19 protein-coding genes and 1 tRNA gene are annotated in these 12,069 nt (G+C 63.7%); 6 read left to right on the top strand and 14 right to left on the bottom strand.

Annotated features, from left to right (window positions below; all coding sequences use genetic code 11):
* A tRNA-Gly gene (locus SCD90_RS09725) sits at positions 1–75 on the top strand.
* Positions 76–159: 84 nt separating this feature from the next.
* Here SCD90_RS09725 and SCD90_RS09720 read toward each other — a convergent pair.
* The 13 genes from SCD90_RS09720 to SCD90_RS09660 all read right to left on the bottom strand — a co-directional run bounded on the left by SCD90_RS09720 (position 160) and on the right by SCD90_RS09660 (position 7,468).
* Positions 160–1,296 (bottom strand): integrase, encoded by a 1,137-nt coding sequence (locus SCD90_RS09720; protein ID WP_319844481.1) that lies wholly within the window; start codon positions 1,294–1,296, stop codon positions 160–162.
* A gap of 82 nt (positions 1,297–1,378) precedes the next feature.
* The gene (locus SCD90_RS09715; RefSeq protein WP_319844480.1) at positions 1,379–1,648 is read right to left on the bottom strand and encodes a hypothetical protein; all 270 of its coding nucleotides are present in this window, start codon (positions 1,646–1,648) and stop codon (positions 1,379–1,381) included.
* 193 nt (positions 1,649–1,841) lie between these two features.
* Positions 1,842–2,399 carry a hypothetical protein gene (locus SCD90_RS09710; protein WP_319844479.1) on the bottom strand — a complete coding sequence of 186 codons (558 nt, stop codon included), beginning with the start codon at positions 2,397–2,399 and terminating at the stop codon, positions 1,842–1,844.
* Positions 2,396–2,665, bottom strand: coding sequence for a hypothetical protein (locus tag SCD90_RS09705; protein ID WP_319844478.1), 270 nt, complete (start codon positions 2,663–2,665; stop codon positions 2,396–2,398). Before SCD90_RS09705 ends, SCD90_RS09710 begins: the two co-directional genes overlap by 4 nt.
* Positions 2,662–3,114: a hypothetical protein gene (locus SCD90_RS09700; protein WP_319844477.1), complete on the bottom strand. Its 453-nt coding sequence runs from the start codon at positions 3,112–3,114 to the stop codon at positions 2,662–2,664. The genes SCD90_RS09705 and SCD90_RS09700 overlap by 4 nt, the downstream gene beginning before the upstream one ends.
* On the bottom strand, positions 3,111–4,175 hold the full coding sequence (locus tag SCD90_RS09695) for a DUF6551 family protein (protein WP_319844476.1): 1,065 nt from the start codon (positions 4,173–4,175) through the stop codon (positions 3,111–3,113). The genes SCD90_RS09700 and SCD90_RS09695 overlap by 4 nt, the downstream gene beginning before the upstream one ends.
* Positions 4,172–4,531 carry a hypothetical protein gene (locus SCD90_RS09690; protein ID WP_319844475.1) on the bottom strand — a complete coding sequence of 120 codons (360 nt, stop codon included), beginning with the start codon at positions 4,529–4,531 and terminating at the stop codon, positions 4,172–4,174. Before SCD90_RS09690 ends, SCD90_RS09695 begins: the two co-directional genes overlap by 4 nt.
* Positions 4,528–4,746, bottom strand: coding sequence for a hypothetical protein (locus tag SCD90_RS09685; protein WP_319844474.1), 219 nt, complete (start codon positions 4,744–4,746; stop codon positions 4,528–4,530). The genes SCD90_RS09690 and SCD90_RS09685 overlap by 4 nt, the downstream gene beginning before the upstream one ends.
* Positions 4,743–4,961, bottom strand: coding sequence for a hypothetical protein (locus SCD90_RS09680; RefSeq protein ID WP_319844473.1), 219 nt, complete (start codon positions 4,959–4,961; stop codon positions 4,743–4,745). Before SCD90_RS09680 ends, SCD90_RS09685 begins: the two co-directional genes overlap by 4 nt.
* Entirely contained in the window at positions 4,954–5,517 is a 564-nt protein-coding gene (locus SCD90_RS09675; RefSeq protein WP_319844472.1) for a hypothetical protein, read from the bottom strand. The genes SCD90_RS09680 and SCD90_RS09675 overlap by 8 nt, the downstream gene beginning before the upstream one ends.
* Positions 5,518–5,628: 111 nt before the next feature.
* Positions 5,629–6,474: a hypothetical protein gene (locus tag SCD90_RS09670; protein WP_319844471.1), complete on the bottom strand. Its 846-nt coding sequence runs from the start codon at positions 6,472–6,474 to the stop codon at positions 5,629–5,631.
* Positions 6,471–6,614, bottom strand: a complete 144-nt coding sequence (locus SCD90_RS09665) for a hypothetical protein (RefSeq protein ID WP_319844470.1) — start codon at positions 6,612–6,614, stop codon at positions 6,471–6,473. The genes SCD90_RS09670 and SCD90_RS09665 overlap by 4 nt, the downstream gene beginning before the upstream one ends.
* A gap of 104 nt (positions 6,615–6,718) precedes the next feature.
* Complete coding sequence (locus SCD90_RS09660; protein ID WP_319844469.1) at positions 6,719–7,468, bottom strand: helix-turn-helix domain-containing protein; 750 nt, start codon at positions 7,466–7,468, stop codon at positions 6,719–6,721.
* Between the two features lie 117 nt (positions 7,469–7,585).
* Between SCD90_RS09660 and SCD90_RS09655 the strand changes: the two genes are divergently transcribed.
* From SCD90_RS09655 to SCD90_RS09635, 5 genes are read left to right on the top strand one after another with little or no spacing between them, the layout of a single operon-like run.
* Positions 7,586–7,810, top strand: a complete 225-nt coding sequence (locus SCD90_RS09655) for a transcriptional regulator (protein ID WP_319844468.1) — start codon at positions 7,586–7,588, stop codon at positions 7,808–7,810.
* Positions 7,807–8,370, top strand: a complete 564-nt coding sequence (locus SCD90_RS09650) for a helix-turn-helix domain-containing protein (protein ID WP_319844467.1) — start codon at positions 7,807–7,809, stop codon at positions 8,368–8,370. Before SCD90_RS09655 ends, SCD90_RS09650 begins: the two co-directional genes overlap by 4 nt.
* Positions 8,367–9,884 carry a DEAD/DEAH box helicase gene (locus SCD90_RS09645; RefSeq protein ID WP_319844466.1) on the top strand — a complete coding sequence of 506 codons (1,518 nt, stop codon included), beginning with the start codon at positions 8,367–8,369 and terminating at the stop codon, positions 9,882–9,884. Before SCD90_RS09650 ends, SCD90_RS09645 begins: the two co-directional genes overlap by 4 nt.
* On the top strand, positions 9,865–10,803 hold the full coding sequence (locus SCD90_RS09640) for a DUF7146 domain-containing protein (protein WP_319844465.1): 939 nt from the start codon (positions 9,865–9,867) through the stop codon (positions 10,801–10,803). Before SCD90_RS09645 ends, SCD90_RS09640 begins: the two co-directional genes overlap by 20 nt.
* Positions 10,800–11,504, top strand: coding sequence for a DUF6456 domain-containing protein (locus SCD90_RS09635; RefSeq protein ID WP_319844464.1), 705 nt, complete (start codon positions 10,800–10,802; stop codon positions 11,502–11,504). The genes SCD90_RS09640 and SCD90_RS09635 overlap by 4 nt, the downstream gene beginning before the upstream one ends.
* Positions 11,505–11,592: 88 nt before the next feature.
* On the opposite strand, the gene SCD90_RS09630 is transcribed toward SCD90_RS09635, so the two are convergent.
* Positions 11,593–11,805, bottom strand: coding sequence for a helix-turn-helix domain-containing protein (locus tag SCD90_RS09630; RefSeq protein ID WP_319844463.1), 213 nt, complete (start codon positions 11,803–11,805; stop codon positions 11,593–11,595).
* Positions 11,806–12,069 lie beyond the last annotated feature (264 nt).

Below are 12,069 nucleotides of genomic sequence, written 5' to 3'. Positions count from 1 at the left end.
GCGGGCGTAGTTCAGAGGTAGAACGTCAGCTTCCCAAGCTGAATGTCGTGGGTTCGATTCCCATCGCCCGCTCCAAGTTTCCTTAGATAGAGCAAGGGGTTAACACCCTACCGCTGAACTGGACGTGCCCCGCGTGCCTCGCGCGTGCCTCGGGGTTGTTCACCCGCCGTTCTGACCCCGCTCGACATGAGCGTTCCGCAGGTTGGCGACCTTACGGGTTTTCTCGATGGTGCCGCGCACGTACCGCGCCGTGGTGGCGCGAAGGGTCTGGCCCGACTGATGCCCGATGGCGTCCAGATCCGCGCCGGCTTCGTCGCCTTCGCTGATGCCGCCTGCCCTCGCGTGCATGTTCCAGACCGTCTTCGGAATGCCCGCCTCGGTTGCGATCACCCGCCACTCGCGAGCATATGCGAACTCTGCATATGGCCGGCCTTCGACTTCATCCATGATCAGCGGCCCGATGCGGGAAGCTTCCGGCACTTCCATCAGGAGCGCCAAGGTCATCGGGTAGAGCTTCAGGTCGTGCCCGACGAACTGGCCGTTCTTCGAGGTCAGCTTTTCCAGCGTCCAGTCGGGCCGGATGTCGCCCCACGTGATGCCGAGCGTCCACCGGCGCTTGTTTAGGACGATGCCGCTGGGCGTCGTGCCGGCCGGGATGGGCTCCCATTCCCCGATCACGTCACGCTGGCGGAAGGTGCTTTCGAACTGAAGGGCGGTGCCTATCGCGAGGCTGAGCCGTCCGGCTGCTCGTGCCCTCGGTATGAAAGCCTCGACCTGCTGGCGCGTCAGCTTCTCACGGGATGGTGCCGGCTGCTTGAAGCGAGCCCGCGCCAGGATGGCGTCGAGGCGATTGCATTGCGGCACCTCGGCGGTGACCCCGAACGCAAAGATCCTGCGCAGCATGTTGATGATGCCGTGAGCCTTGCGGACGTGCTCGACCCCTCCGGGCTTCGCCGGTGTCTTGGCCTCGGCGTACCAGCGCCGGAAGTCGTCGATCTTGAGCGCCGCCAACTGCCGCTTGCCGAAGGCCGTGCTGATCAGCTTGAGCTCGTGGTCATAGGTCCGACGGGTGTTCCACTTCAGCTCGTGGTATGGGCTGGCGTCGTGGTTCTGGTATAGCCGCACAAGGGCACCCAGGGAGCCATCATATCGAACGCTCCCTGTTCGTTGCTGATCCAGCCAAGCCGCGGCATCGGATGACAGCCGGCCTGCTTCCTGAGCGATCAGCGCGCGGCCGACAACGTCGCCGTCATCGCCCGCGATCCGCACGATTTTGCTTTCGTAGCCGAGGGCCACCGCCTCTTTCGGGGCGTACCAGTAGTATCTTCGACTGCCGTCAGAATTCGCTCGGGGCTTCAGCCCGGGCGCTCTGACAGGCTCATCTGCCTCTAAGCGCATCAAGGTTCTCCTCCCCGTCCTCGTGGACGGATGGCCGGAGAGTAGCGAGCCCGTAGCGGTTATCCCAGAAAGCTTTCACCGCAGGCCAATAACGGTTACCGACCAGTGGATCGCGTGTGGGAAACCCTGCCCGTTCCAGCGCAGGGGCGAGGCGCCGGAACTTGTCGGCGCCCATGGAGAGACGCCGGGCCACCTCCGCATCGCACGGGAAGAGGCCCTGCTGCTGAAGGTCTACCTCCGTCTGGCTCATCCCGCGCCGCCCTCGTCTACCCGGAAGCTGACCTTCACCCGCACCGTGCAGATGGCGGTGATGACCCACCAGCCGCAGACAACCCACCACAGCCAGATCATGCCAGGTGCGAAGAGAAACTGCGGTCGACCGCCGCAAGCAATTTTGGCGCATTCGTACGCGACCAAGAGGCAGGCTGTGCACCATGCGAACTTCACGACCGCACCTGCGAAAGGTTGGCATTCACAGAACGGACGATCAGATCCGCGCACCCGCGCTGCTCGGCGTTCATCGCCTCAGAGAAGCCGATCTCCACATAAGCGATGGGCACGAGATTTTTGCTCAGCCGCTCGCGCGTTGTGATCTGGATTTTGTCGAAGTCGAAGGCGCTGCCTTCGTCATGGACAGTGATCCATTCCTCCTCTGCGGTGGGAGCGCCGTCGAACGCTCCATCGCCAGCCAGTGATTTCAGGAACGCGACGAGCGGCCCAGCCGGATCGTTCACGTCGCTGCCTTCAGGCCCGGTCAGATCGTCCAGCACCGGCTTGCGCTCGCCGATTGTGCCGTGCAGCAGATAATCCGCCTTGGCCCGGACATCCTCGAGCGTAAGGCACGGCGCGGCCATCAGGTTGTTGAACGATGCGAGGCAGGCGCGCTCACTGGCTTCAACCTCGGCCGGGCACGCGATCATGTCGTCGTCGTCGTTGAACAGCGTCTCGTCGTGCTCGATCAGCGCAAGGTGCGCGGCGATGGCGTCGCGGACGGCGCTCATGCTGCGGACCTCGGCGGCTGACCATCCCATTCGCCGATAGCGAGGACATCAGGGCGGAAGAACATATCCGCCTCAGTTGCGAGCCGCCTCATTTCGATGTGGGCGGTCGCTTCCGTCAGAAAGAACTCGCTCCACCAGTGCCACCTGCCGTCAGCCTCAACGCAGATCACGCCGTAGCGGTCACCGCTGGTGCCATCGGAAGCGCGGAGTCGTCCGACCTGAAGGTACAGCTTCGATTCCGAGAAAAGCGGAACGACGTTGCTCATGCTTCACCCCCAGTCCAGAGGTCAGGGTTCTTGGCCCGGGCGCGGTCGAAACACCGGCGCACGGCTGCCTCGCCGAATTCAGCATTGATCTCCACGAGGGCCGCCTGCAGCTTCGCTGTCATGCCACCCGCACCCGGAAGGGATCGCTTAATCTGAGCCATGCGGGTTTGGACGGCCTGCAGAGCCACCTTCTTGATACGCTGGGCCCGTTGAGCCGAGCGGAGCCAGCGCAGATCCTCGTGGCGCCCGGCATTCTCCTGTCGGCGATCCTCGGCCAGGCCGATCTGGCTCCCGATGTCGGAAATGGCGGCCATAAGCGTGAGCTGCGCGCCCTCGCATTCTTCAATGGTCTGAAGCTCTGCGACACGCCGGCCGCCGGGCTCGATCTCGACCATCATGGGATCATCCGGGATCGTGACGAGGCCGGGCTTGCGGTAGAGAGAGGTCATACCTCGGCTCCTTCATATGCGCAGTCGGCGCAGGTCGTGGCTGTGGGGTGCCCGTGGAAGCGGCTGTCGCACTTTGAGCACCGGCGGATATGGACGCCCGAGCGCCAGCCGGCAGCCGGCAGTTCCTCGCGCATGTCCTTCTTGATGTCGTCAGGGATGGTCACGGGCCGCGTCGTAGGGCGCGTGGGTGATGGTGAAGGAAGGGCCGTGATGGCCTCCCCTTTCGGCGGCTCCACGTTGCCCTTCGGCCACCGCTTGTTGCGGTCGCGGAACCACACGCTCGCCAGCGCCCGCCATACCGGCACCTTGTGCGTGGCCGCGAAGGTCTTCGCCTCCTGATCCGCAGCTTCCACGCCCATGCCGCGGATCACCTCCGTCAGCTTGTCCTCGGCAATCTCAGGCGCGAACTGCTCGTCGGTCAGCAGGAGGTCGACCGCCTTCACCTGATCGCCCCGGATCGGCGCGACGAGGGCATTGGCAAGCACCACCAGCACGCGGACGGCGATCTCCTCCGAGCGGGCTTTCACCAGCGCGGTGATCGCAGACACCGCAATCGTCTGGCGTGGCCGGAAGGTCTTCGGCTGCGTGCGCAAGACCTCGATGCCGATGGCCCGACAGATGCGGTCCACCGCGACGGCGTGGTTCTCGCCGGCTGTCACCGCAGCGACGTGCATCTGCGGTGCCGTGACGTTCAGCCGGTCCCGATTATGGCCGAGGAACGCCGCCGCACGGTCGGCACGGTCGGCAGCCTCGACGATCATCACCGGGATCTGGTGCACGTCGGGATGCGTGGCTGCCGCGATGGACGTGTGCTGCCCGTCGATCAGTTCCAGGCCGTTGTCTGTGATGACGGCGACCGGCGGCTTGAACCGGTTCCAATCCCACCCGGCGACAATGCGCCGAATGAGCCGGATCGACTTCTCGGACAGGTTCCGCTGGTAGGTTTCATCCACCAGAAGACTCGCGGGCTCCACCCACTCGAAGATGGGCTTAGCCCCGCCGATCACGCCGGGTTCGATGGTAGCTGCGGACACAGCCGCGATGGGGCGAAGGGCGCTCATTCGCGACCGCCCTTCACAACCTTGGCGCGGGGGATCGCCGCGAGGTCCGACTTGAAGTTCGCCTCGACCACGGCGTTGTAGACATCGCTCTCGAACAGGTCATTGAGCTTTCTCACGGCGCGATTGGCGCCCGAGAGCAGCCAGTCGAAGCCATGAATGTCATCGGACGTGAGGTGGTGACCCTCACTTTCGTCCGCCAGATCCGAAACCCGGTCGAAGATCGCGGACATGGCACGAAGGCGGTGATGTAGTTCGCCGATCAGTTGATCGAGCTCCGACACCTGCTTCGTGGTGATGGCAAGGCGCGGGTCGCTTAAGCCGGTAGAGAGCGGCGGGGGCGTGGTCGCGGCGGTCATGCGGCAACGCCTTTCCCGATCCGGCGAGCAATCGCTTCCAGATCGCGGAGCGCGCCGGTTAGGATCTCCTCCACGCCGAGCAGGATATGCCGCTCTTGATCTCCCCCCACTTGTGGAAGAGACGCAGCCGCAACTGCGATGCGGCACCGGACCATGAACAGCTCGTCGATAGGATGCATCGGCGCTTTGGCCGCGCTGTCAGGGATCGCGGTCATTGTGCCGCTCCTTCCACGTGGATTTCGCCGGCAAGTGCCCCCAAGGTCGTGATTGCAGCCTCAAGCACGGCGTCAGCCGCGTCGCTGGCGCGGCCATGAGCGCTACTGTCCGCGATGGCGGGAAGCGCAGCTTGTACCAGAGCAATGCTATCCATCACGTCGTGGATGCGGTCCGCGATATCGACTGTTTTGAGACCGACGGAGCGCTCACGCATTTGCGACACCTCCCTGGAACCCGAGGAACGTGCCCGAGATCTTCTGGTAGGTGGCGTCGTCATCGACGGTGATGTCGGTGATCGTCTTGGCGACCGCGATAGCCTGATCCGGCCACCGCCTCATGCTCAGGTGGCGGTTAACTGCCGTCTGCGTGAAGTCGATGCCGTGAGCCTCAACGAAATATCGCGTCGCATCGGCCAAGAACGAGGCTGCGATGAACCTCTGCTCCCGGACGAACCGCTCGTTCTCATCCTCGTCTGGCAGGTCTTCGTAGATCGTGGCGGCGATCATGAGCTTAGACACCGCGCCTTCAAGAGAACGGGCCGGTAGATAGGCCATCGCGAGCGGCGCGCTCAGGACCCGTTCCATCAGAACTACCTGAGCATTCTCGCGCCAGCACTCGTTCAATGCTGTCGCGCCAGCCTTTCCGAGGCAGTCAAGGCGGTCATGCTCCTCGGACCATTCGTTAACCAGCCGAAGCAGTGATGTCACAGGGCAGTTTGCGCCCTCTTCTTTCGCGGTGGCCTTTGCTGTAGTAGTCTGCACGTCGTTCATCTTGGCTGCTCCTTAGCCATGGTGCGCATGAGGTGCTGTCGTCACTGACGGCACCGGTGGGGACGACGACGGGGATCGAGCTTGCCGGCAGACCCCGCCGTCGCCTTTCCTTCAGGCCTGATTGGCCTCTGGGGCTTCAAAGTTCGTGGCGACCGCCCCGAAGACGATCTGAGCAACGCTGAGCGGCCATAGAAGCTGCTGGGCGTTGCCCTCGGTGTTGGCGCGGGGCACGTCGACCATCCGCCCGCCAAAGTGCTTGCCCTTCTCTGTGGGCTCCCAATTGGATGTGCCGCCCGGCGATAAGATCTGCAGGCCCATATTCATCAGGGCGAGGTTCACCTTCCTCGCTGACATGGGTGAGCCGGTGCGGTGGCCGATTTCCTGTCCGATGCGCGTGGGGGTGACGAGCGCCGACTGGTTCGGCGCTTCCAGATAGTTGACGCCCATTGCCCCGAGCATGGTCACGCCGGTTGCCGCCTTCGTGGCCCTATCGGCGCAGAGGGCTGCTTGATTTCGGTCGAGGCCAAGAAATCGGGTGGCCGCGTCGAAGTACGCACCGAAGGTCTCGGTCACGGCTCGCGCCGCCTCTGCGGGAGCCAGAGGCAGTGCTGGAACCAGGTGGCCGCGCCGGAAGGCCACGAAGACGCGGATCAGCATCTGCCGAACTTCAGCCGCGAGCGGAGCATCCGATTTCGTGGAGATCAGAAGCGCCTGCTCTTCATTCAGCCAATACACGCGCCCTACCGTACGGCGCGTGCCGCCGTGGGTCGCAGCTTCGGTTTCGACCAAATCGCCGAAGGCCTCGAGCTCGACCCGATGCCGCTTGATCAACTCGCGGATACCCCGCGGGCGAGGCATCCCCAGCTTGCGGCCAAGGTCTGTGTCTTTGGCGCGCGGCTCGCTCTGGAACTCGGCAAGCGCGATGTCGGAGATTGTAGGCCGGGGGATCACGGTCATTGCGGAAGGTTCTCCGCAGACCAGCGCGCCCAATGAGCCAGGCCGAAGAACGGGACGCCGAATGCGACCGCCATCAGCAGGGCTTGCGTGAGAACGTCCTGAACCCTGTTGCTGGGGTCGCGCTTAGGCTTGTTCGCCATGGCCCTGATCTCCGTCGCAGCAACGAAGCACTGCTACCGAAATCAGGATTACCGGATTAACGATATTTCGGTCAACCGTGTTTTCGGTGTACCGACTACTTTTTTCACACGACCAGCAATTCAGTCCACGGAATGATGCGGAGGATCTGCTTCACTTCGTCGGCGTCGAACTCGATCTCGGTCGCGGGATTGAACTGCTCGACCACGACTTTGGTGGGCGTCCGCTTCTTCAGCCGCTTGATGAACCCGCGCCCGGCTTCCCCATCATGTTCCGGGTGCAGCTCCACGATCACGTCATCGCCGATGGCCGGAGGACGGGCCGATGAGACGTAGACCAGCTGCCCCTCGTCGAAACGGGGATACATGCTGGCGCCAGTGACGTAGAGGGCAAACGTGCCCTTCAGCGTCGCGGCGCCTGGCGGGCGGCGCACGAAGTCGATGGTGTCCCCGTTCATGAGGAAGTCCCCGGACGTGCCGCCCGAAGCCGTTCCCAGCACGGGCACGTCTCTGGGCATGGCAGCGAAGTTGAACGGCGCCATCGTCTGCACCGCAGTCGCCGGGCCAAGGTCTGGAGCGGGTCGTGGCCGCGGGCGATGGCGGGCAATCAATTCGTCCCCATCCTTCTCGAGGACGAAATCGCTCGCGTGAGAGGCGCCGCTTGTCACTGCAGCCAAGTCTTCGGCCGGCATCTGCAGAGCCGCTGCCAGTTGGAACAGCCTACGAGGCCGCTGGCTCGCCCCGGCTTCGATGGAGACAATGCCCTGCTGGGACATGCCCGCCAACGCGCCGAGCTGCGCCTGGGAGAGGCCTAATTCTTCGCGGCGCTCGCGCACCAGATCTTTCAGCTTTTTCATGGGGATAACCGAATAAACAATTTTTCGGTTGCCGTCTAGGCGGTCGCGGCGCTCAACCGAGGTTGCGGTTAATAAAGGTTTCGGTGTACTGATCGGTGGTTTCGGTATGAGGCACTGATGACCCGGAAAGAAGCGCTCGAGACGGCAATCAAAGAGGCCACCAGCCAGTGCAAGCTCGCACGAGGGCTTGGGGTGAGCCAGTCGCAAGTCTGGTACTGGCTCTGGCACTCCAAGAAAGGAGTACCCGCGCAGCATGCCCCCAAGATCGAGGAGCTGACCGGCGGCAAGGTGAAGCGCCACGATCTGCGGCCCGACGTGTTCGCGGCGGACACCACGGCTTGAGCTCGACAGCGATCCTGTGGGCGCGGCGGCAGCGGATAGGCAAGCCGCACCTGAAATCCCTGCTCAATGCCCTCGCCACCCGCGCGAACAACGACGGGCTCACCTTCGTCGCACAGGCGACGCTCGCCGAAGATCTGGGGCTGTCCGAGCGGCAGATACGGAAGTCTCTGGCCCTGCTCGAAGCCTTGGGACTGATCGTGCGAATGCCGAGGAGCAGAGGCCGCAAGGGGCGGATGTCCGACAACATCATCCTGTCGATGCACCGCATGTTCGATGTGTCTGGGGCCGACATCAGGAAAGCCAAGCAGGCGCGAGATGCACCCGGGTCCACAGTTCCGGTTGAAAGGACCGTTACAAGCGGAACTCTACTACCGCCAGCATCCAATTCTCCAACCGGAACTGTGGGGTCGTTACAAGCGGAACCCGAGTTCCGGGGAATAAACAAGGAAGTAACAGATCTTCCTAGCCAAGGCGTGAACCTCAGTTGTTCCGGGGTTGCTGATAGCGCTCACACGCGAGCCGCCGAAGTCGTGCCGTTTCCCCGGAGGGCGTCGGCATGATCCGCGAACTCCGGCCGCATCAGGAACACGCCATCGCGCAGCTCCGCCAATCACTGGCCGGGGGCAAGCGCAGGCCGATGATCCAGGCACCAACAGGCTTTGGAAAGACGCTCCTTGCAGCCGCTATTGTCGACGGGGCCCTGCGCAAGAACAAGCGCGTCATCTTCTGCGTGCCGGCGCTGTCGCTGATCGACCAGACCGTCGGCGCATTCTGGAACGAGGGCATCCGCGATGTCGGCGTGATCCAGGCGCGCCATGAGATGACGAACAGCCGGCAGCCGGTGCAGGTCGCCAGCGTCCAATCGCTCGAGAAGCGGGAAATCCCCGAGGCCGACATCGTCGTGATCGACGAGGCGCACCGCTGGTTCCAGTTCTATGCGGAATGGATGGCGCGCCCGGAATGGCAGCGCATCCCGTTCGTCGGGCTGAGCGCCACGCCCTGGACCAAAGGGCTCGGCAAGCACTTCGACGATCTGATCACGCCGACCACCGCGCAGGATCTGATCGACAGCGGCTTCCTCGCCCCGTTCCGCACCTTCGCCCCGACGCATCCCGATCTGAGCGGGGTGCGCACCAAGGCCGGCGACTACCACGAGGGCGATCTATCCGAGGCGATGGACAAGCCCGCGCTCACCGCCGACGTGGTCGAGACATGGCGCCGCCTCGGCGAAAATCGGCCCACCTTCGTCTTCGCGGTCGACTGCGCTCACGCCCGGCACTTGCGGGACCGCTTCGTCGAGGCTGGCGTGAGCACCGCCTACATCGACGCCAACACGTCGAAGGACGACCGCGAGGTTATCGAGAGGGCTTTCCATGCCGGCGATGTCCGCGTGGTCTGCAACGTCGGAACCATGACGACGGGCGTGGACTGGGACGTGCGGTGCATCGTGCTTGCCCGTCCGACCCGCTCGGAAATGCTCTATGTGCAGATGATCGGCCGTGGCCTGCGCATCGCTGACGGCAAGTCCGATTGCCTGATCCTCGACCACAGCGACACAACCTTGAAGCTCGGTTTTGTAACCGACATCCATCATGCCGAGCTCGACGACGGCAAGCCGAGAAAGGCATCCGCCAGCGAAAGCCGGGCACGCGAGGAACGGCTTCCGAAGGAATGCCCATCGTGCTCCTTCCTCAAGCCGGTTGGGCTGTCGGAATGCCCCTCGTGCGGGTTCAAGCCGCAACTGCAATCCACGGTGAAATGCGAGGACGGCACGCTCGCCGAGGTGAAGGCTAGCAAGAAGCCAAAGGCCAAGCAGTGGACCGCTGCTGAGAAGTCGGAGCTCTACGGGCAGCTGAAGGGCTATCAGCGCCGGGTGCGGTGCAGCCAAGGCCGGACATCGAACATCTTCCGGGACATCACCGGGGTGTGGCCCAACGCCTACACGGGCGTGCCGGAGCTAGAGCCCAGCGCCGGGCTGCTGTCGAAGATCAAGTCCATGGCCATCGCCTACGCGAAGAGCCAGGAAGCCAAGCAGCGGCGTCAGGGGGCAGCCTATGACAGCGCCCGCGCGTGATCGCTGTCAGGGCCGATGGCGCGAGATCCTTCCGCGCTTCGGTGTCGATGCCCGTTACCTGACCGGGAAGCATGGCCCCTGCCCCATCTGCGTTGGTCGCGACCGCTTCCGGTTCGACGACAAGGAAGGCCGCGGCACTTGGATCTGCTCGCAGTGCGGCGCGGGGGACGGCTTCGCACTGGCGATGGGCGTCAAGAAACTGGACTTCAGGGAGGTCGCGGCCGAGATCGAGACCTTCGTCGAAAACATGCCCCGCACCGCTCCGAAGGTGGCGCGCTCCGACGTGGCGCTGCGCGAGGCCATGAACCGCCTCTGGTCGGGATCCAAGCCTCTCGTGCACGGCGATCCCGTGGCGGCGTACCTGGAACGCCGAGGCATCCGCTTGCAGGAGTTCCCGACCGTGCTGCGGCATGCGGAAAGCTGCCTCTTCGTGGAAGGCGGGAGCTCGACCTATCACCCGGCGATGCTGGCGAAGGTGACTGCCCCGGACGGCAAGCCAGCAACGATCCATCGCACATACCTGACGAATGACGGGCAGAAAGCGCCGGTCTCCGATCCGCGCCGCATCATGCCAGGCAAGATCGAAAAGGGCTCTGCAATCCGTCTCGCGCCAGCGGCGCCGATCATGGGGATAGCCGAGGGCATCGAGACCGCCCTGTCTGCGGCGATCATCTGGGGCATCCCGTGCTGGGCGGCAGTGAACAGCGCCATGCTGATGGGCTGGGAGCCGCCAGAGTGCGCAGCCGAAATCTACGTGTTCGGCGACAACGACGAGAAATTCGGCGGGCAGTCAGCGGCATACGCCCTTGCCCATCGCCTCGCAGCCGGACAGCGCGCGCTGAAGGCCCGCGTGGAATTGCCGATCGATCCCGGCCTCGACTGGAACGATGCCCTTCAAGCGGAGACGAAAGCAGCATGAATACCGCAGGCAAGGCGAACGTCGACGCGCACCCACACCTCGCACATGCACGTGCACGCGAGACGCGCGCGAAGGTAGGCCGCAAGCGGCCGGGCGAGCAAAACGAGCGCCCGTTCGAAAAGGGCTTCAAGGAAGTGCCTGATCCTTTCGAAGCCGGCGCCGTCTTGACCGTCATGTGCAACACCCGCGAAAGCCCCTTCGAGCACATGGTGGCGCGCAAGCATCTCTCGCCGTCGCAGGTCTTTGCAGGTGAGCGGTTCCGGAGGTTGTACGAGCAAGCCCAAGTCAGCCCGCTGCGGGCGACGAACCCTATGCTTGAGCCGGTAGACGGCGGCCAGATCGCCGCGCATCAGCCGTCAGATCGGACCAGGCAGGCTATGCGCACTCTAGAGGATGTAGGCCAGCAACTGGGCACGCGGAGCGCAGCCTTGCTGCGCGTCGTTATCGGAGAAGCGGTGAGCATTGACGATTTAGCCAGGCGCTGCCCTGCGCAAAGCCAGCGAGCGGCTCGCGCGTATGTTTCGGGGCGCTTCCGCGAGGCGCTTGACGATTTGATCGCGGTATGGGGCGTTGACGCCATTGGATCGCGGGCAAGGAAGCCGGCGGTTTCTCGTGAAGTTGGAGATCTGTCTGGCGCGCAGGAATGGAAGGTAGACCGCCGGGGCCATTGGCAGCCAGTTCCGCCGAGTACGGGCCGTTGACAGGTGGCAGCTGATGTGGGACAAAGGAGGAACGTCGGAAATAGCGACTTGGGCGCTCCCGACCATTCCACCATCATCATCTGAGCCGTTACGCCGTTGGCCCCTCGTACGAGGTGATGCCGAGCGCGAGCGCGGCGCAGGCAAGAGCAACGGTCTTTGGCACAGGCGCAGGGCGGCCGTCGCGGGTCTTGCCGGCTTCGTAGTGCTCGATGGAGCCTTTGGAGATCCCGAGCGCGTCTGCGGCCTTAGCCTGCGAAAGCTTCATGTGCGCGCGCCATGCCTTGAACTGTTCGGGTGCCATGCTAATCTCCTCGGCAAGGGGTGAAGTGCGAACCCTTCGGGTGGAGGCCGGAATTTCTCCCGGCCCCCTTGGTGTCCTACTTGAAGATCAGCAGCAGACTCGCGATCAGCAGCTTTATTTCAATTCGGACGATCCGAAGCTTCATGCACTTCACCCCCTTTCAGTTGCCGGTGCACTGCGCCCCGGTGAGATTGTTATAGCGTAGTGATTACGCTGCTTCAAGCATTATTATCGTAATGGGTACGATTATTTGGTCGTTCGTGG

It is taken from the genome of Terrihabitans rhizophilus, from assembly GCF_033898525.1.
Lineage (GTDB): Bacteria > Pseudomonadota > Alphaproteobacteria > Rhizobiales > Methylopilaceae > Flaviflagellibacter > Flaviflagellibacter rhizophilus.
Note: the sequence above shows the minus strand (reverse complement) of the source record. Positions and strands in the feature narration are given on the sequence as shown.